Origin of the sequence: Marinobacter sp. X15-166B (assembly GCF_001752365.1) — a bacterium.
In the GTDB taxonomy this organism is placed as follows: Bacteria; Pseudomonadota; Gammaproteobacteria; order Pseudomonadales; family Oleiphilaceae; genus Marinobacter.
The window spans coordinates 645204-671286 of the sequence record NZ_MEIY01000001.1 but is presented as its reverse complement, the minus strand read 5'-3'; the positions used below and the strand labels follow the sequence as shown (position 1 = coordinate 671286).

Annotated in this window: 25 protein-coding genes, 1 tRNA gene, 1 pseudogene and 1 CRISPR repeat array; of the genes and pseudogenes, 11 read left to right on the top strand and 16 right to left on the bottom strand. The window is 60.6% G+C overall.

Going from position 1 to position 26083, the window contains the following annotated elements; translation table 11 throughout:
- Nucleotides 1-27 precede the first annotated feature (27 nt).
- Nucleotides 28-789: direct repeats of the CRISPR family, unit length 29 nt; unit sequence GTGTTCCCCGTGCCCACGGGGATGAACCG.
- 173 nt (nt 790-962) lie between these two features.
- Nucleotides 963-1784 (bottom strand): RluA family pseudouridine synthase, encoded by an 822-nt coding sequence (locus BG841_RS03225; RefSeq protein ID WP_070056337.1) that lies wholly within the window; start codon nt 1782-1784, stop codon nt 963-965.
- Nucleotides 1785-1939: 155 nt separating this feature from the next.
- Here BG841_RS03225 and BG841_RS03220 point away from each other — a divergent pair, with 155 nt between their 5' ends.
- Together BG841_RS03220 and BG841_RS03215 are read left to right on the top strand one after the other, a co-directional pair.
- Nucleotides 1940-2380, top strand: coding sequence for a universal stress protein (locus BG841_RS03220; RefSeq protein WP_070056336.1), 441 nt, complete (start codon nt 1940-1942; stop codon nt 2378-2380).
- 140 nt (nt 2381-2520) lie between these two features.
- Nucleotides 2521-4020: a CoA-acylating methylmalonate-semialdehyde dehydrogenase gene (locus BG841_RS03215; protein WP_070056335.1), complete on the top strand. Its 1500-nt coding sequence runs from the start codon at nt 2521-2523 to the stop codon at nt 4018-4020.
- A gap of 55 nt (nt 4021-4075) precedes the next feature.
- On the opposite strand, the gene BG841_RS03210 is transcribed toward BG841_RS03215, so the two are convergent.
- The 4 genes and pseudogenes from BG841_RS03210 to BG841_RS03195 all read right to left on the bottom strand — a co-directional run bounded on the left by BG841_RS03210 (nt 4076) and on the right by BG841_RS03195 (nt 7911).
- Nucleotides 4076-4151, bottom strand: a tRNA-Phe gene (locus tag BG841_RS03210).
- Between the two features lie 122 nt (nt 4152-4273).
- Nucleotides 4274-4546 (bottom strand): oxidative damage protection protein, encoded by a 273-nt coding sequence (locus BG841_RS03205; protein WP_070056334.1) that lies wholly within the window; start codon nt 4544-4546, stop codon nt 4274-4276.
- Between the two features lie 92 nt (nt 4547-4638).
- Nucleotides 4639-5701, bottom strand: a pseudogene (gene mutY, locus BG841_RS03200) (A/G-specific adenine glycosylase).
- Nucleotides 5701-7911 (bottom strand): AsmA family protein, encoded by a 2211-nt coding sequence (locus BG841_RS03195; RefSeq protein ID WP_070056333.1) that lies wholly within the window; start codon nt 7909-7911, stop codon nt 5701-5703. Before BG841_RS03195 ends, mutY begins: the two are co-directional and overlap by 1 nt.
- A 174-nt stretch (nt 7912-8085) precedes the next feature.
- Here BG841_RS03195 and BG841_RS03190 point away from each other — a divergent pair, with 174 nt between their 5' ends.
- From BG841_RS03190 to hisF, 5 genes are read left to right on the top strand one after another with little or no spacing between them, the layout of a single operon-like run.
- A complete protein-coding gene (locus tag BG841_RS03190; RefSeq protein WP_070056332.1) occupies nt 8086-8547 on the top strand; it encodes an SRPBCC family protein in 462 nt (153 codons plus the stop codon).
- Between the two features lie 60 nt (nt 8548-8607).
- Nucleotides 8608-9201 carry an imidazoleglycerol-phosphate dehydratase HisB gene (gene hisB / locus BG841_RS03185; protein WP_070056331.1) on the top strand — a complete coding sequence of 198 codons (594 nt, stop codon included), beginning with the start codon at nt 8608-8610 and terminating at the stop codon, nt 9199-9201.
- Nucleotides 9202-9252: 51 nt separating this feature from the next.
- Nucleotides 9253-9894: an imidazole glycerol phosphate synthase subunit HisH gene (gene hisH, locus BG841_RS03180; RefSeq protein ID WP_070056330.1), complete on the top strand. Its 642-nt coding sequence runs from the start codon at nt 9253-9255 to the stop codon at nt 9892-9894.
- A 48-nt stretch (nt 9895-9942) separates the two neighbouring features.
- On the top strand, nt 9943-10692 hold the full coding sequence (hisA, locus tag BG841_RS03175) for a 1-(5-phosphoribosyl)-5-[(5-phosphoribosylamino)methylideneamino]imidazole-4-carboxamide isomerase (RefSeq protein WP_070056329.1): 750 nt from the start codon (nt 9943-9945) through the stop codon (nt 10690-10692).
- A gap of 2 nt (nt 10693-10694) precedes the next feature.
- Nucleotides 10695-11468: an imidazole glycerol phosphate synthase subunit HisF gene (gene hisF / locus BG841_RS03170; RefSeq protein ID WP_070056328.1), complete on the top strand. Its 774-nt coding sequence runs from the start codon at nt 10695-10697 to the stop codon at nt 11466-11468.
- A gap of 18 nt (nt 11469-11486) precedes the next feature.
- Here the strand turns inward: hisF and BG841_RS03165 are convergent, their stop codons facing one another.
- The 4 genes from BG841_RS03165 to gpmM form a co-directional block, all read right to left on the bottom strand.
- Nucleotides 11487-12326, bottom strand: a complete 840-nt coding sequence (locus BG841_RS03165) for a divergent polysaccharide deacetylase family protein (RefSeq protein WP_070056327.1) — start codon at nt 12324-12326, stop codon at nt 11487-11489.
- Between the two features lie 3 nt (nt 12327-12329).
- Complete coding sequence (locus BG841_RS03160; protein ID WP_070056326.1) at nt 12330-13703, bottom strand: S41 family peptidase; 1374 nt, start codon at nt 13701-13703, stop codon at nt 12330-12332.
- A gap of 82 nt (nt 13704-13785) precedes the next feature.
- The gene (locus BG841_RS03155) at nt 13786-14949 is read right to left on the bottom strand and encodes a murein hydrolase activator EnvC family protein (RefSeq protein WP_141737136.1); all 1164 of its coding nucleotides are present in this window, start codon (nt 14947-14949) and stop codon (nt 13786-13788) included.
- Between the two features lie 25 nt (nt 14950-14974).
- Nucleotides 14975-16522 (bottom strand): 2,3-bisphosphoglycerate-independent phosphoglycerate mutase, encoded by a 1548-nt coding sequence (gene gpmM / locus BG841_RS03150; protein WP_070056325.1) that lies wholly within the window; start codon nt 16520-16522, stop codon nt 14975-14977.
- Nucleotides 16523-16656: 134 nt separating this feature from the next.
- On the opposite strand from gpmM, the gene BG841_RS03145 reads away from it, so the two are divergent.
- On the top strand, nt 16657-17073 hold the full coding sequence (locus BG841_RS03145; RefSeq protein ID WP_070056324.1) for a rhodanese-like domain-containing protein: 417 nt from the start codon (nt 16657-16659) through the stop codon (nt 17071-17073).
- Between the two features lie 119 nt (nt 17074-17192).
- Nucleotides 17193-17696, top strand: coding sequence for a protein-export chaperone SecB (secB, locus tag BG841_RS03140; RefSeq protein ID WP_070056323.1), 504 nt, complete (start codon nt 17193-17195; stop codon nt 17694-17696).
- Nucleotides 17697-17717: 21 nt separating this feature from the next.
- On the opposite strand, the gene trmL is transcribed toward secB, so the two are convergent.
- From trmL to BG841_RS03115, 5 genes are all read right to left on the bottom strand, one after another.
- Nucleotides 17718-18182 carry a tRNA (uridine(34)/cytosine(34)/5-carboxymethylaminomethyluridine(34)-2'-O)-methyltransferase TrmL gene (trmL, locus tag BG841_RS03135; protein ID WP_070056322.1) on the bottom strand — a complete coding sequence of 155 codons (465 nt, stop codon included), beginning with the start codon at nt 18180-18182 and terminating at the stop codon, nt 17718-17720.
- A gap of 6 nt (nt 18183-18188) precedes the next feature.
- The gene (locus BG841_RS03130) at nt 18189-19367 is read right to left on the bottom strand and encodes an acetyl-CoA C-acetyltransferase (RefSeq protein ID WP_070056321.1); all 1179 of its coding nucleotides are present in this window, start codon (nt 19365-19367) and stop codon (nt 18189-18191) included.
- A 62-nt stretch (nt 19368-19429) separates the two neighbouring features.
- The gene (locus BG841_RS03125; RefSeq protein WP_070056320.1) at nt 19430-20170 is read right to left on the bottom strand and encodes a pteridine reductase; all 741 of its coding nucleotides are present in this window, start codon (nt 20168-20170) and stop codon (nt 19430-19432) included.
- 10 nt (nt 20171-20180) lie between these two features.
- On the bottom strand, nt 20181-21284 hold the full coding sequence (locus BG841_RS03120; RefSeq protein ID WP_070056319.1) for a multifunctional CCA tRNA nucleotidyl transferase/2'3'-cyclic phosphodiesterase/2'nucleotidase/phosphatase: 1104 nt from the start codon (nt 21282-21284) through the stop codon (nt 20181-20183).
- 185 nt (nt 21285-21469) lie between these two features.
- Nucleotides 21470-22729, bottom strand: coding sequence for a conjugal transfer protein TraF (locus tag BG841_RS03115; RefSeq protein ID WP_070056318.1), 1260 nt, complete (start codon nt 22727-22729; stop codon nt 21470-21472).
- Nucleotides 22730-23026: 297 nt separating this feature from the next.
- On the opposite strand from BG841_RS03115, the gene BG841_RS03110 reads away from it, so the two are divergent.
- Together BG841_RS03110 and BG841_RS03105 are read left to right on the top strand one after the other, a co-directional pair.
- Nucleotides 23027-23608, top strand: a complete 582-nt coding sequence (locus tag BG841_RS03110) for an LPP20 family lipoprotein (RefSeq protein WP_083260167.1) — start codon at nt 23027-23029, stop codon at nt 23606-23608.
- Nucleotides 23609-23616: 8 nt separating this feature from the next.
- Complete coding sequence (locus BG841_RS03105; RefSeq protein ID WP_228141580.1) at nt 23617-24855, top strand: flagellar assembly protein T N-terminal domain-containing protein; 1239 nt, start codon at nt 23617-23619, stop codon at nt 24853-24855.
- A 46-nt stretch (nt 24856-24901) separates the two neighbouring features.
- On the opposite strand, the gene BG841_RS03100 is transcribed toward BG841_RS03105, so the two are convergent.
- Nucleotides 24902-25360 carry a SufE family protein gene (locus BG841_RS03100; RefSeq protein WP_070056317.1) on the bottom strand — a complete coding sequence of 153 codons (459 nt, stop codon included), beginning with the start codon at nt 25358-25360 and terminating at the stop codon, nt 24902-24904.
- The gene (sufT, locus tag BG841_RS03095; protein ID WP_070056316.1) at nt 25360-25902 is read right to left on the bottom strand and encodes a putative Fe-S cluster assembly protein SufT; all 543 of its coding nucleotides are present in this window, start codon (nt 25900-25902) and stop codon (nt 25360-25362) included. The genes BG841_RS03100 and sufT overlap by 1 nt, the downstream gene beginning before the upstream one ends.
- Nucleotides 25903-26083: the final 181 nt, after the last annotated feature.

Sequence of the window (26083 nt, the reverse complement as noted above, 5' to 3'; positions counted from 1 at the left end):
CATGCCGGTGTCGATGCGTTTGGGCCGGTGTTCCCCGTGCCCACGGGGATGAACCGAAACTCCTCAATCTGCTCTGGCGACATGTTGGGTGTTCCCCGTGCCCACGGGGATGAACCGGCATCCCCGGGCACTCGCACAATCTCGCGACTGTGTTCCCCGTGCCCACGGGGATGAACCGGCCCGCGTCTTGGCGCGGTAGGTTTTGGCCAAGTGTTCCCCGTGCCCACGGGGATGAACCGGCTTTTGAATTCACAAGCGTTTAATGCTTATCGTGTTCCCCGTGCCCACGGGGATGAACCGCAGTGAGCTTCCATATAAAACCCCGTTGTATTGTGTTCCCCGTGCCCACGGGGATGAACCGAGTAGTAATAACCCTCCGTCATCTGCCGATGAGTGTTCCCCGTGCCCACGGGGATGAACCGTTAAACCTTTTTATTGACTTTATTTGTGACTAGTGTTCCCCGTGCCCACGGGGATGAACCGGGGTAGGGGAACTGTTGTATTTCTTAAACCCAGGTGTTCCCCGTGCCCACGGGGATGAACCGACAATTCTGTTCCCTATAAAATTTATAGGAATGTGTTCCCCGTGCCCACGGGGATGAACCGGGTCGAGGTTCTTAACGGTGGTGCTCAGGTGCGTGTTCCCCGTGCCCACGGGGATGAACTGAACAGAGCCTGCTCTGTGATCTCGCCAAGCAGGTGTTCCCCGTGCCCACGGGGATGAACCGTGGTATGAGTCCGCGATGTCCGACAGCCGGCGGTGTTCCCCGTGCCCACGGGGATGAACTGGCAATTTAGGAAGCCAGCGAAGACGACTTGAAGGGTTGCCGAAGCCTACCTTGCTGCATCGGCTGAAGAGTTCAGTCAGAGCTGGGTTTCATTTCACCGAGAGAATTTGCAAGAACTAATTAGTCAGGAATTAACCTACCAGTGCAGTGTTTACTGCGCCTTTAAAATTATAGTCATTCGCTCATTATTGACGACTGAAGCCTTTCAGGCAGTTGGAATTCAACCCGGGCACGGGTCAGCGGGCAGTCAAATGCCAGGTAGCAGGCCAATAGTTGCAAGGGTACAGACGCGGGCGTGCCGTACAGCCGGTCGGCCACTATGGGGTGGCCGATGCCCGCCAGGTGCCGGCGAATCTGGTGTTTGCGCCCGGTGTCGATGTCGACTTCAATCAGACTGGTGTTACTGGCCTCGTCCACGCTCAGCGTGGTGATGCAGGTGCTGGCCTCCTTGCCGTCGATCGGTGTGCTGATGCGCTGATGCCGGGCGTCGAGCAGACCGCAGACTCGGGCCAGATAGTGCTTGGTCATGGTGCGCCCGGAAAAATGCTGGGACAGGGCCCCTGCGGCCTTAGTGTCGTGGGCAATCATCATCAGTCCGGCGGCGTCCGCATCCAGCCGGTGGATCAGGTGGCAGGGGCGGTTGAGTTGCACTTCCGCCAGTCGCAACAGGCTGCAGTGATCGCCCCATTGCGACCCTTGGGCGAGCAGGCCGTGGGGTTTGAACCAGACTGAATAGCGCCCCTTGTCTTCCAGTAATTCGGGCGCCTCCGGCTCGCGCGCCAGCACCCGGGCGTCGTAATAAAGCTGCAATCGGGTGCCCGCCTTCGCCTCCCGCTTGGCTTTGCGCAGCCGCACCTGTTTGCCCTTGAGGGTCCACCAGCAGGCACCTTTGGCCATGGCGTCCTTGATGCGGCCCTTGGGCAACCCCGACGCCTCACTCAGAATATCAACGGCAATGCCGGGTTGTGGCACGATCAGGTCAACGGTGGTTCGCATGGGCAGGGCTGGCTCGGTAACGGGGTTAAGGCTACCGATTATAAAAGATACGGAGGCTTTATCCACTTGCCGGGCGTTGTGCCTGGCTCATCCCACCTTGGGAAGGTCCGGTCTGTGCTAGGGTGATAATTACCCCCTACAGACGGAGAGGTACTATGGACACTGTTACGACGAATATCGTGGTCGCGTGCGATGGCTCAGACCACGCGGTGCATGCGGCGAGATTGGCCGCCGATCTCGCCAGGGCCACCGGCCAGCCCCTCAAACTGCTCTCCGTGTTTCCGGGTTCCAGGTACGAACGGATGGTGCTGCGGGGCGACTCCAGAAAGGATCTCGACCGCGAGGTGCGAACCTATGGACGGCAAGTATTTGATGCGGTGGAAGAGGCGCTGAGCGGAATCGCCGATCCGGTTGAAGAGATCCTGCTCAGGGGCGATCCGGCCAAAGAAATCATCGAGTATCTGGAAAACAATCCGGGCGATCATCTGGTGATGGGCCGGCGCGGTCATTCCATGGTGCGCAGCCTTACCCTGGGCAGTATCAGCGAAAAGGTGGTCAGACACGCCACCAGCCCGGTCACCGTGGTGAGCGAATAATCTCACCTCTCAGCCGGAAGCCGCTGCCCTTAACAGGTTTGACTGGCTTGCAAACTTTGGCGTTATTATGCTGGGCGACGCGCTATCATGGGCGGGTGAGTTTACTTCAGTTAATTGAAGGGCAAACAGGAGCTACCATCATGAGCATTCGTGAAATACCCATGTACATCAACGGTCAGCCCGTCACCTCTCAAACCAAAGAGTGGCGTGATGTGGTCAACCCCGCCACTCAGGAAGTGGTCGCCCGGGTGCCGTTTTGCACCGCTGACGAAGTCGAGCAGGCGATTGCCAACGCCAAGGAAGCCTTCACCACCTGGCGCAAGACCCCGCTGGCCAGCCGCATGCGCATCATGCTCAAGTTTCAGGCGCTGATCCGAGAGCACACGGATGAACTGGCGGCGTTGATCAGCGAAGAGCATGGCAAGACCCTGCCCGACGCCGCAGGTGAGGTGGGGCGCGGTCTGGAGGTGGTCGAACATGCCTGCTCGATCACGTCGTTGCAGCTGGGTGAACGGGCCAGCAACGCGGCCAATGAGGTCGACGTCTATACCCTGCATCAGCCGCTGGGTGTGGGCGCCGGCATTACCGCTTTTAATTTCCCGGTCATGCTGCCGTGCTTCATGTTCCCGTTGGCCATCGCTACCGGGAACACTTTCCTGCTCAAGCCCTCCGAACAGGACCCGAGCTCGTCCATGCGGCTGGTCGAACTGGCCCACGAAGCAGGCGTGCCCCCGGGTGTGCTCAATGTGGTGCACGGTGGGCCGGACGTGGCCAACCAGATTGCCGACCATGCTGACATCAAGGCGCTGTCCTTTATTGGCTCCACCCGGGTGGGCCAGCTGCTTTATGACCGTGCTGCCGCGGCCGGCAAGCGTATGCAGGCGATGCTCGGCGCCAAAAATCACTGCGTCATCATGCCTGACGCCAACCGCAGCCAGGCCGTTCACAACCTGCTGGGCTCAGCCTACGGGGCGGCCGGGCAGCGCTGCATGGCCAACTCCGTGGTGGTGCTGGTAGGTGAGGCGCGCGAATGGCTTGCGGACCTCATCGAAGAAACGCGCACTATGAAGGTGGGCCCGGGTACCCAGCTGGATGCCGATCTCGGCCCATTGGTCTCGCCAGCCGCCAAAGAGCGCGTCGAGCGTCTGATCGCGACTGGCGTGGAGGAAGGCGCAACACTGGAAGTGGATGGCCGTGGCTGCCAGGTCGAAGGTTACCCGGACGGCAACTTCGTCGGTCCGACGCTGTTCAGTAATGTCACCGCCGACATGACGATCTACCGCGAAGAAGTGTTCGGCCCGGTGCTGTGCGTGGTGAGTGTCGAGACCCTGGACGAGGCCATTGCATTTATCAATGCCAACCCCAATGGCAACGGCACCTCGATCTACACCAACTCCGGCTGGGTGGCCCGTCGCTTCGAGACCGACATCGACGTCGGCCAGGTCGGTATCAACGTGCCCATTCCGGTGCCGGTAGCCTACTTCAGTTTCACCGGCTCGCGGGGTTCCAAGCTGGGTGATCTGGGCCCCAACGGCAAGCAGGCCATCAACTTCTGGACCCAGACCAAGACGGTGACTGCGCGCTGGTACGAGCCTGAAAACGTCTCCAGCGGCATCAACAGCACCATTGCCTTGGAGTAAATAGCCGCCAAAAACGACAAAACCCGCGCAAGGCGGGTTTTGTCTGAATTCTTAATGGTGCCCGGAGGCGGAATCGAACCACCGACACGAGGATTTTCAATCCTCTGCTCTACCGACTGAGCTATCCGGGCATCTGCACTGTCAGCAGTGCAACGGGGCGCTATTAAACCGCTTTAGCGCGGGTGAGTCAAGGCTGTACGCTAATAATTTTCAATTAATTCAGTGATTGCCTGTTTAATGAGCAGAACCTGCCTCAGGACTCGGGGGCGACGAAGCCTTCGGCCTGGTCAAAGGGTTCGTTATCGAGAAAGTGCTCCATCTGCGCCAGCAGGTATTTGCGGGTGTTGGCGTCCATCAGGTTGAGGTGCTTTTCGTTGATCAGCATGGTTTGCTGCTCCTGCCACTCTTGCCAGGCTTGTTTGGATACGGTCTGAAATATTTCTTCGCCTTTCTTGCCGGGCATGGGGGGGAAGTCCAGACCCGCGAGTTCTTGCTGGTACTTACGGCACATTACGGTGCGGCTCATATTGGCTCCTCAGATAATTGACAGGGCTAAGGTGAATCGGGCCCGAGCGGTGGGCGTGGCCCCATTGGGGTGATGATAACAGACCGGGCCAATTACCGCAGGCCGGCTGGCTCCGGCGCAGACAGCAGTGTGCGTACCGGCGCCGGCAGACCCAGACTCAAGGCTTCATCCCGATGGGTCCAGCGCTGGTGCCGGTCGGCCACTGCGGTGCTGCCGGTGGTCACCAGCCGGGCGGGCTGAATGTGCAGGTGGTAATGGCTGAAGGTATGGCGAAACCCGGGGCTGACCTCGGGTTCGCCACAGAGAAACCCCAGGGCGCGCTCACAGGCGTCTGCAAGCTCCTCCGGTACATAGGCCGGGTCGAGTTCGGGAAGGCTCCACAGGCCGCCCCAGATGCCGCTGGGCGGCCGGCGTTCCAGCAGGATGCGTCCCTGGGTGTCTTCCAGGATGATCATCCAGGTGGACTTTTCCGGCTTGTCTTTTTTTGGGCCGGGCCCCGGGAAACAGGGTGGTGGCCTGCAAGCGGTTGGCTTCGCAGTCGCGGGCCAGCGGGCAGCGGGTGCAAGCTGGTCGGGTGCGGGTGCACACCAGAGCGCCCAGATCCATGATCGCCTGGGTGTAGTCGCGCACCCGCGCGGTGGGGGTGTGGGTTTCGGCGTGGACCCACAGCTGGTTCAGCACACGGCTCTGTCCGGGCCAGCCGGGCACCGCGTGATAGCGGGCCAGCACGCGCTTGACGTTACCGTCGAGGATGGCCGCGCGGATCTGAAACGCCTGAGCCAGAATGGCAGCGGCGGTGGACCGCCCGATGCCGGGCAGGGCTTCCAGAGCTTGCTGGTCGGCCGGAAATTCGCCGCCGTGATCACGGACCACCCGCTGCGCAGATTTGTGCAGGTTGCGCGCCCGGGCGTAGTAGCCCAGCCCCGACCAATGGCTGAGGACGTCGTCCTCGGGCGCTGTGGCCAGGGCGTGCACGTCGGGAAACCTGGCCATGAAAGCCTCAAAATAGGGGATCACCGTGGCTACCTGGGTCTGTTGCAGCATGATCTCGGACACCCACACCCGGTAGGCGTTGCGATCCTGATGCCAGGGCAGCTGTTTGCGGCCGTGTTGGTCGTACCAGTTCAGCAAGCGGGAAGCGACGTCGGTGGCCATTATCTGAACAGCCCCTTCAAGGCGTCCTTCACTTTGTCGCCGTCCTCGCCGCCCAGCTTTTCACCGAGTTTTTCAGTAAGTTTTTCAGACGCTTTGGCTTTGGCGCGGTCGATTTCTTCCTCGGCTTTGGCCTTGGCTCTGTTGCGGGCGACATCCTTGAGAATGTCGCGAAAGCGGGAGCCGTCGAACGAACACAGACCGGCGGGATCTTCGGCAAAATTGCCCCGGCATTCAATGGGTATGATCAGGTTTTGTACCCCTTCAGACACCCGGCAGGCGGGGTCCCGGTGGATCTCGCCGACAATGTGCAGGCCCGCTTTGTAATCCAGGGTGGAGGCGGCCAGATCGACGGTGCCGTCGCCTTCCAGGCGCATGCCGATCAGGGCCGCCACCAGATCGGTATTGGTGAGGGTGTTGCCGTCGATCCGGAAGGTGCCTTTCATGTCGTTAAATGGCGTGCTCGGGCCCCAGTTGTCGTCTCCCAGACTCTCCGTGTTCACCAGCGCGATGCCCTGGCACGCCATGCGGGTGAGGTTCATGCGGGTGAACTCGCCCTTGTCGAGGTTGAATGCCATCTCGCCGCTGGCGTTGTTGCGCAATACCGAGATGCGGTTACCGGCGGATTGAATGTCCGCCTGAAGGTTGGCCCCCCCTGCGAGCATGTCCAGGTCCGCCAGGTCGGTCAGCAACGGCTGGGTTTGCACGTCGCTCATTCGGGCTCCGATGTGCCATTGGGGGGAGTCCGTGCGGGCGTCCAGGGTCAGATTGGTGTCAAAGCCGCCGTCATAGAGCTTGCCGCTGAATTCCTCTACCTGGATCAGCCCGGCGTTGGCGCGGATCAGCGCTTTGAGGTCGTTGATGGTGAGGTTGCTGACCTGCAAGTTGCGCAAGCCCAGATCGATGTCCAGTACCAGGGTGCGCAGCGTCTCCAGTGGCAGCAGGTCGGTCTCTGACGCCGGGGCCGGGTCGGTTGTGGTTCCGGGGCTGGTGGCCGCCTCCTTCGCCTCTGGAGGTGCGGCCTCATCTGCTTCGCCGGCGGGTGGCAGGTAGCGGTCGGCGTTGAGGGCATCGCCTTGCAGGGTCAGTCCGATGGCACCGTTGCCCAGCCCGTAGCGGGCGTCCCCTGTGAAGCGGGTGTCGTCCACTGTGATGCTCAGGTTAGTGAGAGCGACGGTACCTGCGGGGCCACCGATGTCGGTGCTGACGGCAATCTGTTCCAGCACATTCGGGTCGTCGGTTTCGATTGCCGGCATCCCCAGATCGGCCAGCAGTTTTTTCAGGGAAAAACTGGCGATGTTGAGATTGCCCGTGAGTGCGGGCTGGTCGCCAAAGCCGGCGACCTCCAGATTGGCGGTAAGCTGCAGGTCCGCCAGGCTGGCGTTGAAGTCAGTCAGCGTGGCGGTTTCGCTGCTCAGGTTGGCCCGTGCCGACCCCGAAATGCTTGCCTGCGCCGTTTGGCCACCGAAGGGTTCACCCGTCATATCGAAGCGGCCGTCCAGATCGGTCAGGGCGAATTCGTCAAGGGTTTCATTGGCGGCCAGGCGGGCGCTGATGTCACCGTCAACTCTGAATTCAGGCTGGGTGGTGGCAAAGTGAAAGCCGATTTGCAGCGGGAAGTCTGCTCCCAGGGTAATGTCGCTGGCGGAGATGGAGACCTTGTCCAGGGTCACCGACTGACCGGTGGAGGAGTCGTCGTAATGCACCTGGGCGTTGCTGATTTGCACGCTTTCGATGTTGAAACTCAGCGGGTCCTGCCGGTCCTCGGTTGCGGGTTGTTCGGTGTCCGCGGTAGCCGGAGCCTCGCTGGCGGCCTCCTCGGCCGGCTCGCGCATGATGCGGGTCCAGTTACCCTTACCTGCTTTGTCCACCGTGAGCCGCACATCCAGGCCATCCACCACAAAAGTGGCCACCTGCGGCGCCATGGTGATCAGGGACCACAAGTTCACCTCCGCGATCAGCTGGTCGACCTTGACCAGACGCGCATCGTCCAGGGTGGCTTCCACATCGTTGAGTTCGAGACCCAGCGGAATGAAAGACCAGCTGAGATCGCCGTCAAGGGTCAGGACCAGGTTGGTGTGCTTTGCAACGACCTGTTCGATCTGGGGTTTGTAATCGTTTGGGTCGAGCACTGCGAGGGCGACCACCACAGCGGCGACCGCGAGCAGCACCAGCCCGACGATGGCAATAAGCAGATAGCGAACAGCTTTCATGGTGTGGCATCCTTCCGGCAAGCAATCGGTACAAAAAAGAGGTAACAGTGCCCGTTAGGATAACGCAGGTCGGACAAATTTAAAGCCGAATGTATGACATCACCGTAGGGTTAAGCCAAAATAGGCCCTTGCACTGTCATTATAATAATCTGAACAATGCCGAAGGAGTTGCGTGTGGCTATCACTGTGTCGATTGAGTTGAACCGGGAAATCGAACTTCCGGCCGGGTACGACGAGGTGTTTGATCTGTTGTCAGACGTGCCGCGCTCTGCCAGCCATTTCCCCAAAGTCAGCCGGCTGGTCGATCTGGGTGACAACACCTACCGCTGGGAAATGGAGAAGATCGGCGTCGACAAACACGCCATCCAGTCAGTGTACGCGTGCCGGTATTTTGCCGACCGTGACGCCGGGAAAATCACCTGGGAGCCGGTCGAGGGGGAGGGCAATGGTGTGGTCAGGGGCGCGTGGACGCTCACGGCCAAAGGCGACTCGGCGACCACCGCGAAATTCCAGACTTCCGCCGCGCTTACCTTGCCACTGCCGGGATTGCTGAAACTTGCCATCAGTCCGGTGGTCAAGCACGAATTCAACAGTCTTGTTGATACGTATATGGCGAAGCTCAAACAGGCATTTTAGGGTATAATCCGCCCATCATAAAAAATCGGCACTTGACCAACCTTTGACACTGGAGTCTTCATGTCTGTTCGTACGGCCCGGGTAGAGCGTAATACCCTTGAAACGCAAGTCACCGTTGAAATCAATCTGGACGGGACTGGCAAAGCGGTTTTTGAAACCGGTGTACCTTTTCTTGACCACATGATGGACCAGATTGCCCGTCACGGTCTGGTGGATTTGAACATTGTGTGCAACGGCGATCTGCATATTGACGACCATCACACGGTTGAGGACATTGGCATTACCCTGGGGCAGGCGTTCCGCGAAGCGGTTGGTGACAAAAAAGGTATCCGGCGTTACGGCCATGCCTACGTGCCCTTGGACGAGGCGCTGTCGCGGGTGGTGATCGACCTGTCCGGACGCCCCGGTCTGATCATGGAAGTGCCCTACACCCGCGCCACGGTGGGCGGTTTTGATGTCGATCTGTTTGAAGAGTTTTTCCGTGGTTTTGTCAACCATTCCTTCACCACCGTTCACATCGACACCCTGCGCGGCAAAAACACCCACCACCAGATCGAAACCGTGTTCAAGGCCTTTGGCCGTGCGCTGCGCATGGCGATTGAGCCGGACGAGCGCATGAGCGGCATCATGCCATCCACCAAGGGCGCATTGTAAATCGTGTAACTCCGGTTGCAGTGACAGACCATTAGCGGAGTTTTGTACTTGATGAAGACCGTTGCCATTATTGATTACGGCATGGGAAACCTGCATTCCGTCAGCAAGGCGATTGAGCACGTGGCACCCGATAATATGCGGGTACTGGTGAGCAGCGATACCGATGTGATCCGCGAAGCGGACCGGGTGGTGTTCCCCGGGGTTGGCGCGATGCGCGACTGCATGGCGGAAATCAAGCGCCTGGGGTTTGATGACCTGGTGCGTGAGGTGGCCGCGGACCGTCCGTTGCTGGGCATCTGTGTGGGCATGCAGGCCCTGATGTCCCGCAGCGAAGAGAACAACGGCGTGGACGGCATCAACCTGTTCCCTGCCCAAGTACGATTTTTCGGTCATTACCTGACCGAAGGCTCCGCCCGGCTGAAAGTGCCTCATATGGGCTGGAACGGGGTGTACCAGGCGGATGAGCACCCGCTCTGGCACCGGCTCGCAGACGGCGAACGGTTCTATTTTGTGCACAGTTATTACACCGAAGCCGACGGTAACCCCGATATGTGTGGACGCACCCGGTACGGGGTCGATCTTGCAGCCGCGGTGGCCCGGGATAACATCTTTGCGGCGCAGTTCCACCCGGAGAAAAGCCATCGGGCGGGACTGCAGTTGCTGAAAAATTTTGTCCACTGGTCCGGCGCCTGAGCCGGGCTGTCTTGTTGAAACCGACTGACTGATACGGATTACCCTCTCATGCTTATTATTCCCGCCATCGATCTGAAAGACGGTAAATGTGTACGCTTGCGCCAGGGCCGGATGGAAGAATCCACCGTGTTCTCGGATGACCCGGTAGAAGTCGCCGCACGCTGGGTTGCGGCCGGAGCCCGGCGCCTGCACCTGGTGGATCTGAACGGTGCCTTTGCCGGTGAACCGCTGCACGCCGAGATAGTCACGGCCATTGCCCGGCGTTTTCCGGATCTGCCGATCCAGATCGGCGGCGGTATCCGATCCGCGGACACCATCGAGGCGTATCTGAAGGCGGGAGTGCAATGGGTCATTATCGGCACCAAAGCGGTGAAAGAGCCCGAGTTTGTGACCGATATGTGCAAACAGTTTCCGGGGCACATCATCGTTGGTCTGGACGCCAAAGATGGACTGGTGGCGACCGATGGCTGGGCCGAGGTGTCGACGGTCAAAGCGGTCGATCTGGCCGAGCGTTTCGCCAGTGACGGGGTTGATTCCATTGTGTACACCGACATCAACCGTGACGGCATGATGCAGGGGGTCAACGTAGAAGCCACGGCGGCGTTGGCCGAGGCGGGGGGCATCCCTGTGATTGCGTCCGGCGGCGTCACCAATATGGATGACCTCAAGCGTCTGGCGGAGGTGGCAGATAAAGGCATTATCGGCACCATCACCGGTCGGGCGATCTATGAAGGCACGCTGGATATGGAAGAGGCCCAGGCCTACTGTGACCGCCTCGCCACCAACGCAGGAAACTGACCATGGGCTTAGCCAAACGCATTATTCCCTGCCTGGATGTGGACAAGGGACGGGTTGTCAAAGGGGTCAACTTTGTCGACATCCGCGACGCGGGTGACCCGGTGGAAATAGCACGCAAGTACAATGAACAGGGCGCGGACGAGATCACGTTTCTCGACATCACCGCCAGTCATGAAAGCCGTGACACCACCTATGAAATGGTGGAGCGCATGGCCAGCGAGGTGTTTATTCCCCTGACCGTCGGAGGGGGCGTGCGCACCGTGGATGATATCCGCAAGTTGCTCAACGCCGGTGCCGACAAGGTGGCGATCAACACCGCAGCGGTGTTCAACCCGGAGTTTGTCCTTGAGGCCGCCGAGCGTTTCGGCAGCCAGTGTATTGTGGTGGCAATCGATGCCAAACAGGTGAGCGCCGAGGGTGGCACACCCCGCTGGGAGATTTTCACCCACGGGGGGCGCAAGCCTACCGGTCTGGATGCGGTGGCGTGGTCAGTGAAGATGGTGAAGCTGGGTGCCGGCGAGTTGTTGCTGACCAGCATGGACCGCGATGGCACCAAGATCGGTTTTGATCTGGAGCTGACCCGCGCGGTCAGTGAGGCGGTGAGTGTGCCGGTGATTGCCTCCGGTGGGGTGGGCGAGCTGCAGCATCTGGCGGACGGTGTGACCCTTGGCGGTGCCGACGCGGTACTGGCGGCGTCCATCTTCCACTTCGGACAGCACACCATTCCGGAGGCCAAGGCCTTCATGCGCGCCCAGGGCATCGAGGTGCGTGACTGAGTCGTCTTGCTGGCCCGATTAAGGCCGGGGTGGGTCAGCGCTGTGTATGTTGGCGTAGGCGGGGTTGATGGCCTGCTTTTCCCCCTCGGCAAACATCGGCCTGTTGTTATTCCGCAGTGCCCAGATGCCGCTGACCGTGGCAATGGCGATGCCCTGCTCATCCAGTAGCGGCAGATGTTTTTCGAGATAGTCCACGGTCACCTTGTGGGGGTGCCCGATGGCAATGGCGCTGCCCATCTGTTTTGCCTTCCTGATCAACAGCTTGAATTGCTGGTCGATAAATTCTTCGGTTTGTTCATGGTCCAGAAACACATCCCGGGTCAGGGTGGGTATCTGATAGGCCTGCGCCACTGCGCCGGCCACGGAGTTGGCGATGGTGCGGCTGTCGACAAAGTAAAGCGGATACCGGTACAACTCCGCCATCACCCAGTCCATAGGCTCCAGCTGTTGGGTCAGCAGGCTGCCCATGTGGTTGTTCACGCCCTGCACGTGTGGGATGGAGCGCAACGCCCGGCGCAGCGTTGCTGCGGTGCGCTGCGGGCCCATATCCTCACTCAAACCACCGGGGCCCAGGTCAAAGTTGCGGGTGTTGGCCATGGGCGCGTGCAGCATGATTTCCTTGCGCTGCTGGTGGGCCAGTCGGGCCAGCTTTTCGGTGTGTTTGCGGTAGGGCAGAAACGCCAGGGTCAGCGGTTGTTCGAGGGCAATCAGACGCTGGCCCTGGAACAGATTGTAGCCCATGTCGTCAATGATGATGGCCACAGTAGGGGGCGTTTGTCGTTCGACCGGTTCACGGGCGAGGGCTGGTAGGGCGGCCAGCAATGCCAGCGCTCCCAGCAATAAGGCTGTACGGCCCATAAATCAGTCTTCCTTACGGTGTTTTCGGTCCAGAATGGTCAGGCCTTTCAGCAGATTCAGGGCGGAGCGCAACTGGAAGTCCCGATCGATGTCCGAGGCCTCCTCCGGGTTGCCGTCGGCCGTGGACGGGCCGCCGGATTTGTTGGCATCGCGGTTGTCATCGTTGAGCAGATGGCCGCTGAGGTCCGCTTCGGTGAAAAACGGCCGGCCGTCAAACTCGGTCAGCTGTGCCGGTTTCACTTCAATATCAGGGCGGATACCTTTTGCCTGAATCGAGCGGCCGTCCGGGGTGAAGTAGCGTGCGGTGGTCATTTTGATGGCGTGGGTGTCGTCCAGGGGAATCACCGTCTGCACCGAGCCCTTACCGAAGGATTGGGTGCCCATCACCACGGCCCGGCCATGGTCCTGTAACGCTCCCGCGAGAATCTCCGAAGCGGACGCCGAGCCACCGTTGATCAGCACCACAATGGGGCTGCCGTTGGTGATATCCCCGGAAGACGCGCTGAATTGCAGGCGGGAGCTCTGGATGCGGCCCTCGGTGTACACGATCAGGCCCTCATCAAGCAGCGCATCGGTCGCCTGCACCGCCGCTTGCAGGATACCGCCGGGGTTGTTGCGCAGATCCAGGATCAACCCGTCCAGCTGACCGTTATTGGCGTCAATGAGTGCCTCCACGGCAGCGACGAATTCGCTGCCGGTCTGCGCCTGAAACTGGGTGATGCGCACGTAGCCGTAACCGTTCTCGATCATCCGGTATTTGATGCTGGTGACCTTGATGATGGCGCGCTCCACATCTATGACCACGGGCGCGCTCTGGCCTTCGCGGATAATGGTCAGGGTGAGAATGGTGCCCGGCTTCCCGCGCATCAGGCTTACCGCCTCCTCCAGCGACATGCCCTTGACCGGTTGCTCGCCGAGCTTGATGATCAGGTCACCCGCCTGCACCCCGGCCTTCTGCGCAGGGGTATCGTCGATGGGCGAGATCACCTTGATAAAGCCGTCTTCCATGCCGACTTCGATACCCAGACCACCAAACTCGCCGGTGGTGCTTTCTTCCAGTTCTTCGTACTCTTTGGGCGCAAGGTAGGTTGAGTGGGGGTCCAGATTCGACAGCATCCCTTTGATTGCGCTTTCCAGCAACTGGGTATCGGAGACCTCTTCAACGTAGGCTTCTTTGATGCGGCCGAATACTTCGGTGAATTTTCTCAGGTCCTCCAGGGGCAATTGTTGCTCTGGAGCAGGCATGCGCACCTCGGCCCCGGGCTCATCGGCGGTGACGGCCTGACCGGCCGCCAGGCCGGGCAGAATCAACAGACAGGCGGCGCCCGCAAGAGCGCGCAGGGTGGGGGTGTGAAGAGGGCGTGTTACCTGTCGCATTCACCGGTCCTGTTTTCCAGTTTTGTAAATAGAATTCCGAGCTTGCCAGACAGTATGGCGTTCTGACGGTATTTTGTCAGCTTCATCGTTTGGCCAGCCAGCGCTGGGGATTGGTGGGCTTGCCCTGATAGCGTACCTCAAAGTATACCGCGGGGTGGGAGGAGCCGCCGGTCTGCCCGGCAATGGCAATGGGCGCTCCGGCGGCCACCCAGTCACCCGGGCTGGTCAGCAGGCTGCTGCTGTGGCCGTAGAGGGTCATGTACCCCCCGCCATGGTCGATGATGGTCATCAGGCCGAACCCCCGCAGCCAGTTGGCAAACACCACGCGGCCATAATGCACTGCGGTGACTTCGGCGTCAGGCTGGGTGCTCAGCAGCATGCCGTTCTGGCGCAGCCTGCCGTCGGCATAGCGCTCACCAAAGCGTTGCACCACCGTGCCCTGAGCGGGCCACGGCAGCTTGCTGCGCAGCGACCGGAAAGGTTGGGATTCGTTGGGAGTGGGAATGTTGGCGATGGCTTCCTCCAGATCCCGCAGAATTTTTTCCAGCCGCACCCGGTCCGACTCCAGCGTCTGACGCTCCCCCTTACGCTTGCTGATGCTGGCGCTCAGGGTAGCCAGGTCTCGCTGGCGCTGTTGCTTGCTTTGCTGCAGTGCTTGCTGGCGGCTGGCTGCTTCCGCTTCGAGGCGAGTGAGTTCAAGCCCGGTGCGGGTGACCGCCTGGTGGGTGGTTTGCAGTTTGCTCAGCGTGGCGTTAAAGGCGTTCAGCCGGGCGACCGTGTCCTCACTGAGGTATTCAAAATAGGTCAGGGTGCGGGCAACCTGGTGTGGGTCTGTCTCGTTCAGCAGCACCTTGATGGCCGGGGTGTCGCCCTGCATCCAGGCCACCCGAATCAGTTGTTTCAGGCTTTCGCGCTGGCGATCCAGGGTGGCGGTCAGCTCGGCTTGGTCGTTTTTCAGGTCGTTCAGGCGGGTGTGGTGCTCGCGGATTTGTTGCTGCAGTTCTCGCCGTTCACGGGTAAGGCGGCTTATCTGCTGTTCTGTGGATGCCAGGGCCCGCTCGCCGGCGGTGCGGCGTTGCTCGGCCCGGCCCAGCCAGCGATCAATCTCGGCAATCTGTTTTTTCAGCGCGTTGATCTGGGCGGGCGTGGGCTGGGTCTCAGCCTGCGCCAGCGGGACCGCAAGGGTCAGCCACAGGCACAGCAACACGCCCCAGCGCAGCAAACCGGAAGGGCGGACCCGGACCATCGACACGGAGTCGATAACCCCCGAGTTAACCGCGATCGGCCAGGCTGCGCCCGGTCATTTCTGATGGCTGCTCAAGGTTCATTAGCGCCAGCAGGGTGGGGGCGACATCGCTCAGGCTGCCGCCGTCCGCCAGGGTGAGCTGCTGCGGGCCGACGTATACCAGGGGCACCGGGCCGATGGTGTGCGCGGTATGCGCCTGGCCGGATTCGGGGTCGGTCATCTGTTCGCAGTTACCGTGGTCTGCGGTGATCAGGCCCTGACCTCCGACCTCTTGCAGGGCTTCGACCACCCGCTGGACGCACCGGTCCAGACACTCGGCCGCCCTGACGGAGGCCTCGAAATTGCCGGTGTGACCGACCATGTCGCCGTTGGCATAGTTGCACACCACCAGGTCGTATTTGCCGCTTTTAATGGCTTCCACCAGTTTGTCGGTGACCTCCGGAGCACTCATTTCCGGTTGCAGGTCGTAGGTGGCCACATTGGGTGAGGGCACCAGAATGCGGTCCTCGCCAGCGAAGGGTGTTTCCACCCCCCCGTTGAAGAAAAAGGTGACGTGGGCGTATTTCTCCGTCTCGGAGATGCGCAGCTGGGTTTTTCCCAGTTTGGCCATGTACTCACCCAGCCCATTGACCAGCTGTTCCGGTGGAAAGGCACAGGGTGCATCAATATCGGCGGCGTATTCCGTGAGGGTGACAAATTCCGCCAAGGCCGGGTGTTTCTGACGGGTGAAGCCGTCAAACGCCTGATCGACGAAGGTGCGGGTCATTTCCCGGGCACGGTCGGCGCGGTAGTTCATGAAGATCACGGTGTCGCCATCGTTGATGGTGGCATCCGGATCGCCGGCTTTCTGGATGACGGTGGGCTTTACGAATTCATCGTTCTCGCCCCGTTCATAGGCCTGCGCAAGTCCCTGGGCGGCCGTGTCGGCCCGGAATTCGGCTGCGCCGAGAGTCATCAGATCGTAGGCCGCCTCGATCCGCTCCCAGCGGTTGTCGCGATCCATGGCAAAGTAGCGCCCGACGATGGACGCTAGCCGGCCGGTACCCAGAGCAGCCATTTTTGCGGCCGCTTTTTCCAGCGACGGCAGAGCGCTTCTGGGGGGCATGTCACGGCCATCAAGAAAGGCGTGGATATACACCTGTTGGGCGCCGCGGGCGCTGGCCAGCTCCGCCGCCGCCAGAATATGATCCTCGTGGCTGTGGACCCCGCCGGGTGACAGCAGGCCCAGCAGATGCACCGCTTTGCCCTGGCTGACCGCCTTGTCGATGGCGCTGGTCAGTGCCGGGTTGTGGGCGAACTCGCCATCCGCGACGGCCTTATCGATGCGGGTCAGGCTTTGATAGACCACGCGACCGGAGCCCAGATTCATGTGACCGACTTCGGAGTTGCCCATCTGGCCCTGGGGCAGGCCGACAAACATACCGGAGGTGTTGATCAGCGTTTTGGGTTGCTGCTGCCACAGTTGGTCCCAGAATGGCGTGTGGGCGTTGCTAATGGCGTTATCATCAGCTGGGTCGCGGTGCCCCCAGCCATCCAGAATAATCAGTGCAGTCGGCTTACGCGTCTCGGTCATCACTCAATCCGGTATGGTTTCAGGAATTTGAGCGCCGATTCTACCTGTTTTGTGCCCCCCAAGCTACGCGGCCTGCCTTCTGTCCCTGCCTGTGGGTGTGTATAATCCCGCCAAATTATTCAGCAGGTGAGTACATGGACAAGTTGTTCGAATTTATTGTAAACCACTACATTCTCGTGTCGGTGTTCGTTGCGCTGCTTGCGGCGTTGGCGGTGCTGGAGTCGCGGCGTGGTGGCCAGAAAGTTTCGTCCCAGGCGGCGGTGGGCCTGATCAACCGGGATGAAGCCGTGGTGGTCGACATCCGTGACCGCAAAGACTTTGCCGAAGGGCGGATCACCGGCTCTATCCACATCCCGTTGAGCAGTCTCAAAGAGCGCGCGGGCGAACTGAAAAAGCATCAGGACAAACAGATCATCGTGGTGGATAAAATGGGGCAACACTCCGGCCTGGCGGTCAAGCAGCTGACAGCGGAAGGTTTTGCCAAGGTGGTCCGGTTAAACGGTGGCATCGCTGACTGGAAAGGCAGCAATTTGCCGTTGACCAAAAAGTAAGGCCCATCGCAGATTTGCGGTCGCGCTTGCACTGGACGGCGATCTGACGCACTGTTGCAGGTTGCATTTAACAAGAGTGAGGGGGCATTCTCGCCCCGTAAAAACATAAAGGATTGATTATGGCCGATAACCCGCAAGCCACTGCCGGCAACGAAAACGCCAACCAGGCGCAGTTTGCGCTGCAGCGTATTTACTTGAAGGATGTGTCTTTCGAGTCACCTAACTCGCCCATGGTGTTCCAGCAGCAGTGGCAGCCACAGGTGAATCTGGATCTGAACACCGGCCACACCAAAATCAGCGACAATCAGTACGAAGTGGTGCTGTCACTGACGGTGACCGCCAAGCTGGAGGACAAGGTCGCGTACATCGTGGAGATTCAGCAGGCTGGTATTTTCCTGGTGCAAGGCATCGCAGAGCCGCAGCTGGGTCAGATGCTGGGGGCCTACTGCCCGACGATTCTGTTCCCGTACGCCCGTGAAGCCATCGACAGTGTGGTCAACAAGGGCAGCTTCCCGTCGCTGATGCTGGCGCCGGTCAACTTCGACGCCATCTACGCCCAGGCGCTGGAGCGCAAGCAGCAGGAACAGCAGGGTGAAGCGCAGCAGGATCAGCAGACGCACTGATTGAGTCCTGCTGGGTAAGTCTTATCCGCCGCCGGCGAAGCCGTGCTGACGCCAGGCTTCGTACACCACCAGAGCGGCGGTGTTTGACAGGTTCAGACTGCGGCTTTGGGGCCGCATCGGTACCCGGATACGAAAATCCTCCCCCAATTGTTCACGCACACTCGCTGGCAGGCCCCGGGTCTCGGGGCCGAACATCAGATAATCCCCCGGCTGGTATTGTACGGTGTGGTAGCTGGCGGACCCTTTGGTGGTCAGCCCGAACAACCTGGCCGGCTGCTCGGTTGCCAGGAAGGAGGCAAAATCCGGGTGGAGTTTCAGCGTGGCGTATTCGTTGTAGTCCAGTCCCGCCCGCCGCATCTGTTTGTCCTCTAGAGTAAACCCCAGCGGTTCGATCAGATGCAGCTGGCAGCCGGTGTTGGCGCAGAGCCGGATGACATTGCCGGTATTCGGCGGTATTTCCGGCTCGTACAGCACCAGGTTAAACAAAACGGCTCAGCGCTCCACAGCCAGGGCGACGCCCATGCCGCCTCCGATGCACAAGGTCGCCAGACCTTTTTTGGCGTCCCGTCGTGCCATTTCATGCAGCAGTGACACCAGGATACGACAGCCGGACGCACCGATGGGGTGTCCCAAAGCAATGGCGCCGCCGTTGACGTTGACCTTGTCGGTGTCCCACTCCATGTCACGGTTCACGGAGATGGCCTGGGCGGCGAAGGCTTCGTTGGCTTCGACCAGATCCAGGTCGGCCACGGACCAGCCGGCCCGCTCCAGACAGCGCTTGCTGGCGGGTACCGGACCGGTGCCCATGATGGTGGGTTCAACCCCGGCGTTGGCGTAGGCACGAATCGTGGCCAGTGGCGTCAGCCCCAAAGCCTTGGCTTTGTCAGCACTGCACACCAGTACCGCCGCCGCACCGTCGTTCAGTGAAGAGGCATTGCCGGCGGTCACCGAACCGTCTTTTTTGAACGCCGGACGCAGTCGGGCCAGACTCTCGGCGGTAACGCCATCCCGCGGGTTTTCGTCTTTCGCTACGGTGATCGGATCACCCTTGCGCTGGGGAATGGCAACCGGAACGATTTCGCCCTCGAAGCGGCCCGCCTGTTGAGCGGCGATGGCTTTTTGCTGAGACGCGGCGGCAAAGGCGTCCTGTTCGTCGCGGCTGATGTCGTATTGCGCGACAATGTTTTCCGCGGTGATGCCCATGTGATAATCGTTGAACGCGTCCCACAGACCGTCGTTGACCATGGTGTCGATCATGGTCCAGTTGCCCAGGCGCTGCCCGTCACGGCTGTTGGGCACCACATGGGGCGACTGGCTCATGCTTTCCTGGCCCCCGGCGATCATCATCTCGGCATCGCCACAGCGAATGGCCTGAACCGCCATGTGCACCGCTTTCAGGCCGGAACCGCAAACTTTGTTGATGGTCATGGCGGGCACGGCGGCGGGAATGCCCGCGTTGATGGCGGACTGGCGCGCAGGGTTCTGGCCGCAGCCGGCAGTCAGTACCTGGCCGAGAATGACCTCGTCGATGTCCGCGCCCGACACCCCGGACTCTTCAAGCAGGGCTTTAACGACGGCCGTGCCCAACTGATCGGCCCGTAAACTGGACAGTCCACCGCCAAACGCGCCTATGGCGGTTCTTTTAGCAGCGACAATGACGACATCACGCATGAGTAATCTCCGGAATGGTTAACTAAGGATATGGGGACATTGTAACGGAAAGCGGGCGGCCATTATATATACAGGCTGCGACCGCCATCTACCGCGAGAATCTGGCCGGTGATAAAGGGCGCATCGCACAACAGAAACGCCACCGCCCCGGCAATGTCATCCGGAACACCGGTACGCCCCAGCGGGGTTTTGGCGAGAATGGCCTGTTGGTAATCCGGGGTGGTTGCGGTGGCGTCGTCCGGCCACAAGATCGCGCCCGGTGATACTCCGTTGGCGCGCACTTCGGGGGCCAGATCCTGCGCCCAGGAACGGGTCAGCGACGCCAGCGCCGCTTTGCTGGCACTGTATATCGGATGTTCCGGCAGTGGCCGCTCGGCGTAAATATCGATCAGGTTCACAATGGCGCCGCGGTGCCGCTTGAGTGCGGGCAGGCACGCCTGAGTCAGTAACAAGGGGGCCCGCACGTTGGTGTGCATAATGGCATCCCAGTCGTTCAGGCTGGCGCTCGCCACCGGGGTGGGGTGGAACACCGAGGCGTTGTTGATCAGACCGTCCAGCCGCCTCCAGTGGGCGCAGGCGGCATCCGCCAGGGGTTGGATCTGCGTGGCGTCGGCAAGATCGGCGTGCAGCGCCAGCGCGGAATCCGCCCGCCCGGCATTGAGTTCGGCGACCAGATCGGTGGCCAGCTGTGTCCGGGACCGGTAGTGAACGATCACCCGCCAGCCGCGCTGATGCAACTGGCGGGCAATGCGGGCGCCGAGGCGTTGGGCGGCGCCGGTAACAAGGGCAACAGGGGTGGACATGGCAGTCTCCTCAAGGGGCCTGAATCAGATCTTGGATACGGCTGAGCCGTTCAGCGCGGATGGCCTGACCGAGCTCCCTGCCGGTGTAACCCTGCGCCATCAGATCCCGGGCATTCACATCCCGGCACCGGGCACCGGCTTGCAGCAAGAGGGCGACGGTGGGGCCGATGTCCGCGGGCGTGGCACACCGAACGGTGCATAGCAGCCGTTCAAACCGCTGTGGACGCCGCCAGGCATCGCCACGCTCGAGGATGCTCAACAAGGCGGCGGGGTCATTGCCCGGACGCTGGATGGCCGGCGCCAGATCGCCAAACAGGCGCACCAGTTCCTGGCAATCGTTAGGCGCTTTCAGCGATTTGGCGCGGGCGGCGGCCTTGTCGGTGGGCAGTGGCGACAGCAGAGCGGCCACACGCACGTCGGTCGGACAGTCGTCTTCGGCAGCCCGTTGCAACGCGGCCAAGGCCCTGGGCAGCGCTCCGGCCACCAGTTCAGGCATTAACTCGGCCAGGGCGCCACAGTCTTGCAGCACCTGGAAAAAAGTAACCGGAGATTGTTCGTGCAGGGCCCGCTGGATCTCCTGCCACACCCGTTCCGCCACCAGATGGCCCACATCGCCCCGGGCGACCATTTGCCCCATCAACGCCATGGTTTCGTGGGCCACCTGAAAGCCCAGCGGCTGGAAGCGCGCTGCAAACCGGGCAATGCGCAATATGCGCAGCGGATCTTCTTCAAACGCCGCAGACACATGGCGCAGGGTGCGGGTGGTAATGTCACGCTGCCCCCCAAAGGGGTCAATGACCTGGCCATCGCCGTCGCGGGCCATGGCGTTTATGGTGAGGTCCCGGCGTTTCAGGTCGTCCTGCAGACTGACATCGGGGGCACTGTAGACGGCAAAGCCGTGATAGCCCTGGCCCTGCTTGCGTTCGGTGCGTGCGAGGGCGTATTCCTCATTGGTGTCGGGGTGCAGGAACACCGGGAAATCAGCGCCTACCTGACGAAATCCGCGGTCGATCATCTCCGCGGGGGTGGCGCCCACCACGACCCAGTCGCGGTCCTTGACGGCGATGCCCAGCAATTGGTCACGCACTGCGCCACCGACGAGATAAATGTCCATGAAATACTTGCCTTGTGGGTGTGTGCTTAGATTATCGGGGCAACAACAGAGCAGGGCAAGGCTGCAGATTGGGCGCCGACCTGAGCATGGATGGGAAGAGGGTTGAGCCCGGTTGAATCAGGCCGGGGCGTGATCGGGGACAGACTCAGGTCTGTCCCCGTAGGGTACATACGATCTTCTGATCTTTAGAAGGCCACCCCGAGCTCTAGGGAGGCCCCCAGATCGGCATCACTGTACAGTGCGCCGATATCCAGACGGGCGCCGAAGGGCGCCAGGCCGATCCCGGCGGTGAACTGGGTCTCCTCGGCAATGCCGTTACTGTCATCGTTGCTGGCCAGGTTGTGGCGCACGCCGGCGCGCAACTGGGCGTGGCGGAAGGCATCAAATTCGGCGCCCAGCGCCAGCCACTGGGTATCGTCGGCGTAACCGAAGCCTTGCTGTTTGGTCAGATCCAGTTCTGCGGTCACCACGTGGTAGTTACCCTGATGGGCAATGCCGGCCGTGACCTTGGGTTTGAGTTCCAGAGTGTGTTTGCGCTCGCCCCGGGAAACGTCGTACGCAGAATCCAGTTTCATGGGAATCAGATTCTTGACCGCCGCACCGGCGTTCCACTGTTTGTGGTCGCCAAACGCATAAGCGGCACCGATGTCGATGTTGAAACCGCTCTTGCTGGTTTCGTTTTCTTTGGCGTCGAAGTCGTCGTCGTCAAAAGTGGAAATGGTTTCCGTGTACTGGAAGGTGCGCAGCTGCACAAATTTGGGGGAGATACCCAGTTGCAGCTGCTCGCCGTTGTTCAGTTCGATGCTGCGGGCAAACGCCAGACCGAACTCACCCACGGCGGAGGCGAGTACGCGGCCGCTGGATTCGAGGTTGTCCAGGTTGGCATTCTCCGGAGCGACGGTGCCGTTAACAATGTCGGTGAGTCGCTGTTCGTCGTTTTCGTCAAAATCGGCGCGTACCGTCGCGCTCAGGTTGGCGTTGGTGAAAAAACCCACCGACAGGGTGGGGCTGGGCACGGCAATGGACAGACCCGCGCCGGCGTTGACGCGCACCGTGTCCTGGTCAATCTGCTGCAGCTGGGTGAGCAGCTCACCGGCGAGTGCGCGGGCTTCGGCGATGTTCGCAGGCGACTGGGCGAGTGAGTCAAAGCGATCAATGGTGTCCTGAATGTCGTCGATCTGGTCGACGGTTTCTTCTTCATCGGCAGCGCGTACATAGATGGACGGCAGGATCAGCCCGAAATCGTCGGACCAGTCGTGGTGAGTGGCCGCCATCATCGCCGGGTTAGCAGCGGCTGCGCTGGCCGGGTGCGCCACCGCGACGCCGGTACCGCCCATGGCGAACGACCGGGCGGTCTGAAAGTTTTGCGGTGCGGCCAGGGTCGATGCTGCCGTCAGCGACAGGCCGATGGCCAGGGCGAGACGGACTTTGGTGTAAGCAGGCATGTGCAGGGGAGCTCCATAAAAACAGGCCACGGTCTTGCGGTGGCAAGGCAGGTGGTCACGGCCTTGAGGGTTGCAGGGATTAGTAATTGATGTACAAGAATAATTCAGTTGGGGGTGAGCATCAGCCGGAGACCGGTAACGGTTTGTGTCCGGAATGTTAAAAAGCGGTGAAAGCTTGCCGCCGGGGCCTCCGCGGGCACCCATTAAGTGTCTAAGTTGTTGCAAATATTAAGGTTAATTGGATTGGCCTGAATCTTTCATAGATAATCGAACTGCCATTATCCGGAGAGGAAGTTCATGGGAAGTTCGCTAGTGTTGAAACATTGGGTGTGCCTTGCGCTATTCTTAGCTCTGACAGGGTGTGCTCCGATTGGGCACTACCGCTACGAATCCAGCGATACCGGTCAGTTCGGTCAGCAAACCAAACCGGCACACCGGAGTTTTGAGGCAGTCACGGTGCGGGTCAGTGGCTATGGCACCTACGACGATGCGGTAAAAGATCGTCTGCAGCCCCGAAAGCGTCTGTTGGCGCGGCGGGCTTCGCAACTGGATGCCTACCGGAATCTGGCTGAGCGTGTTTACGGAACGGTGATTTTCGGTAGCTCGACGGTTAATGATTTTGTGTTGCAGAACGACCGGTTCCGCAGTTATGTCGACAGTTACATCCGCGGGGCGAAAATCATTGCGGTGAACGAGCACAGTGACGGTGTGGTGGAGACGGTTATGGAGCTGAAACTTGAGCCCCGTTTCCGTGAATGTGTTTCCCGGGTGGCAGATGATCAGGTGAGCAGTCATTGCCCTGTGCCCCTGCCCCGGGGTAATGACCGGGTTGGTGATGTGCAGAGTGCCAACACGAATTCCTTGTACTATCTCGATTGAGGCGGCGAATGAGCCCGGATTTTCCACCTACGGCGATCCAAAAATTCCGCATGTTGCTCCGGCAGACCGGCGTGCTTGCGATCATCTGGCTGTGCGCCGCACACGCCCAGGGTGTGGTGCTGGAGGGCACCGGCCACGCGGTTATTCTCAATGACGATGTCGACACCGCCCGACTGGCTGCACGCCAGTCGGCAATGCGGGATGTGGCGTTAAAGTACGAAGCGAGGATCAACAGTTCCGATACCTTGGAGAACGGTGTGCTGACCGAATCGCGGCTGACGGTAGCGGCGTCGGCGCGGGCCCGGAATGTCAGTGTCATCGACGAACAGCGTACCGGTAACCTGCTCAGAGTCACCATTCGCGCGGATATGTCCCAGGAGCAGGGCTGCACCAGCGAAGGCGCACCGGCGCTGAAAAAACGCGTGGCGATCACCGGCTTTCCGGTACTTTATCCGGAACAGGCGCAGTTAGGCGGGCTCGACAATGCCGGTGAGGTGCTGCCCCGGCAGATTCAGCAGCATTTGCTGCGTAACGGCCAGGTGCAGGTGCTGGGGGCGGCCCGGGTGCAACTGTTCGACAATCTGTTTGATGCGCCCACCCAGCAGGGGTTCGACAACCGGCTCACCAACGTGGTTGAGCTGTCGCGGCAGCTGGATGCCCAGTTTGTGGTCAGCGGTGTCATTCGCAGCCTGGCGGTTGCCGACCCCGCTGCCTGGGGGACATCGCTGCTTGACCGGATGCAGCGCGGCATTGGGATGGCCAACCGCAAGCGCCGCTTTGTAGCCGATATGATGATTTACGACGGCTTCAGCGGTTCACCCGTTTACCAGCAACGATTTGCCACCGACGGTAACTGGAACGCCGCGCCCGGTCTGGCGGATGGCTTTGCCGGGGGAGGATTCGCCGGCACCGATTATGGCAAAGCGGTAGCTGCGCTGGTGGAGCAGATGGCGGCTTCGGTGACCGAAGCCTTGGCGTGTCAGCCGTTTATGACCCGGGTGACCCGGGTGGAGGGCAACCGGGTCACCATCGCCGCTGGCGCAACGGCGGGTTTCCGTCCCGGGCAAAAGCTCAATCTTTACCGCAGTTACAGCCATTTTGATGCGCCGGGCGCGACCCCCGAACTGCAGGATACCGGGCTCAGCATGACCCTGAACAACGTACACCCGGAATTCAGCAACGGAACCATTCCGGAACACGGGGGCACCGTTAATATTCAGCGGAATGACATTGCGATCAGTTGGTGAGCGGCCCCACAGCGGCGGGGTGGGCTGCCGGGCCGTACACGAGGGGTCAGCTGGCCTGCTGGGCGGCGGCCGTGTCGCGGATCTTGCCTACCATGGCCCGCAGGCCGTTGCCGCGGGTCGGTGAGATGTGGCGCATCAGATCCAGTTGCTCAAAGAGTTCGTCGATGTCTGTGGTCAGCAAATCGCGGGGGGATTTGCCGTTAAGGGCCACCAGAATGATTGCGGCCAGCCCGCGAACGATGATGGCGTCGGAATCAATCAGCAGGTAGAGATTGCCGCTGGCATCATCGAAGTAGTCCAGTAACCAGACCTGACTCTGGCAGCCATGCACGTAGTTTTCTTCGGTGCGGGCCTCGTCCGGGAATGCCGGCAATTGTTTGCCCAGATCGATGATGTAGGCGTAGCGGTCTTCCCAATCGTCCAGCAGCTCGAAAGCTTCCAGCACATCGTCCAGCGTGATGCTGGTGCCGAGAGGGTTGTTGGTAAAGGTTTGTACGGCAGTCATCAAAACATTCCCAGCTGCAGTTTGGCTTCATCGGAAAGCATGTCGTTGTTCCAGGGCGGATCAAACGTCAGCTCAACGGTGACCTTGTCGACGTTGGGCACGTGCTCGATTTTGCGCTTCAAATCGTCGGTTATGACCGGGCCCATCCCGCAACCCGCCGCGGTCAGGGTCATCAGCACGTAGACCTCATTACCGTCGGCGGTGTTGTTGTCAATTTTACACTCGTACACCAGGCCGAGATCAACCACATTGACAGGAATCTCCGGGTCATAGCAGTTGCGCATGGCCTCCCAGACCTGGTTTTCATTGATGGTGCCGTCGGCCGGGGTTTCAAAACTGCTTTTCAGGGGTTCCTTGCCGAGTGCGTCTGCGTCGTGGCCTTCAATTCTCGCCAGATTACCGTTGACTGTGACGGTAAAACTGCCGCCCAGCGACTGGGTAATTGTGACGAAGGTATCCGCCGGAATCATTATCTCTGTGCCGACGGGTACAAGGCGGGCTTCCACGTCCCGTTTGGTCAGGACGACTTCACGTTCTTGCATACTTGTTCAAACCTCAAATTGATGATGTCTGTTCGCCCCCTCTCCCCAACCCCTCTCCCGCAGGGGGAGAGGGGCTATAACCAATTGCCCCGGCCCGACCCTTTATACTTCCTCTCCCGCAGGGGGAGAGGGGGCTATAACCAATTGCCCCGGCCCGACGCTCTATACTATCTCTCCCGCG

Coding starts and splice junctions, on each gene's coding strand:
- BG841_RS03225 (WP_070056337.1), bottom strand. CDS start 1,784: ATGCGAACCACCGTTGACCTGATCGTGCCACAACCCGGCATTGCCGTT.
- BG841_RS03220 (WP_070056336.1), top strand. CDS start 1,940: ATGGACACTGTTACGACGAATATCGTGGTCGCGTGCGATGGCTCAGAC.
- BG841_RS03215 (WP_070056335.1), top strand. CDS start 2,521: ATGAGCATTCGTGAAATACCCATGTACATCAACGGTCAGCCCGTCACC.
- BG841_RS03205 (WP_070056334.1), bottom strand. CDS start 4,546: ATGAGCCGCACCGTAATGTGCCGTAAGTACCAGCAAGAACTCGCGGGT.
- BG841_RS03195 (WP_070056333.1), bottom strand. CDS start 7,911: ATGAAAGCTGTTCGCTATCTGCTTATTGCCATCGTCGGGCTGGTGCTG.
- hisB (WP_070056331.1), top strand. CDS start 8,608: ATGTCTGTTCGTACGGCCCGGGTAGAGCGTAATACCCTTGAAACGCAA.
- hisH (WP_070056330.1), top strand. CDS start 9,253: ATGAAGACCGTTGCCATTATTGATTACGGCATGGGAAACCTGCATTCC.
- hisA (WP_070056329.1), top strand. CDS start 9,943: ATGCTTATTATTCCCGCCATCGATCTGAAAGACGGTAAATGTGTACGC.
- hisF (WP_070056328.1), top strand. CDS start 10,695: ATGGGCTTAGCCAAACGCATTATTCCCTGCCTGGATGTGGACAAGGGA.
- BG841_RS03165 (WP_070056327.1), bottom strand. CDS start 12,326: ATGGGCCGTACAGCCTTATTGCTGGGAGCGCTGGCATTGCTGGCCGCC.
- BG841_RS03160 (WP_070056326.1), bottom strand. CDS start 13,703: ATGCGACAGGTAACACGCCCTCTTCACACCCCCACCCTGCGCGCTCTT.
- BG841_RS03155 (WP_141737136.1), bottom strand. CDS start 14,949: ATGGTCCGGGTCCGCCCTTCCGGTTTGCTGCGCTGGGGCGTGTTGCTG.
- gpmM (WP_070056325.1), bottom strand. CDS start 16,522: ATGACCGAGACGCGTAAGCCGACTGCACTGATTATTCTGGATGGCTGG.
- BG841_RS03145 (WP_070056324.1), top strand. CDS start 16,657: ATGGACAAGTTGTTCGAATTTATTGTAAACCACTACATTCTCGTGTCG.
- secB (WP_070056323.1), top strand. CDS start 17,193: ATGGCCGATAACCCGCAAGCCACTGCCGGCAACGAAAACGCCAACCAG.
- BG841_RS03130 (WP_070056321.1), bottom strand. CDS start 19,367: ATGCGTGATGTCGTCATTGTCGCTGCTAAAAGAACCGCCATAGGCGCG.
- BG841_RS03125 (WP_070056320.1), bottom strand. CDS start 20,170: ATGTCCACCCCTGTTGCCCTTGTTACCGGCGCCGCCCAACGCCTCGGC.
- BG841_RS03120 (WP_070056319.1), bottom strand. CDS start 21,284: ATGGACATTTATCTCGTCGGTGGCGCAGTGCGTGACCAATTGCTGGGC.
- BG841_RS03115 (WP_070056318.1), bottom strand. CDS start 22,729: ATGCCTGCTTACACCAAAGTCCGTCTCGCCCTGGCCATCGGCCTGTCG.
- BG841_RS03110 (WP_083260167.1), top strand. CDS start 23,027: ATGGGAAGTTCGCTAGTGTTGAAACATTGGGTGTGCCTTGCGCTATTC.
- BG841_RS03105 (WP_228141580.1), top strand. CDS start 23,617: ATGAGCCCGGATTTTCCACCTACGGCGATCCAAAAATTCCGCATGTTG.
- BG841_RS03100 (WP_070056317.1), bottom strand. CDS start 25,360: ATGACTGCCGTACAAACCTTTACCAACAACCCTCTCGGCACCAGCATC.
- sufT (WP_070056316.1), bottom strand. CDS start 25,902: ATGCAAGAACGTGAAGTCGTCCTGACCAAACGGGACGTGGAAGCCCGC.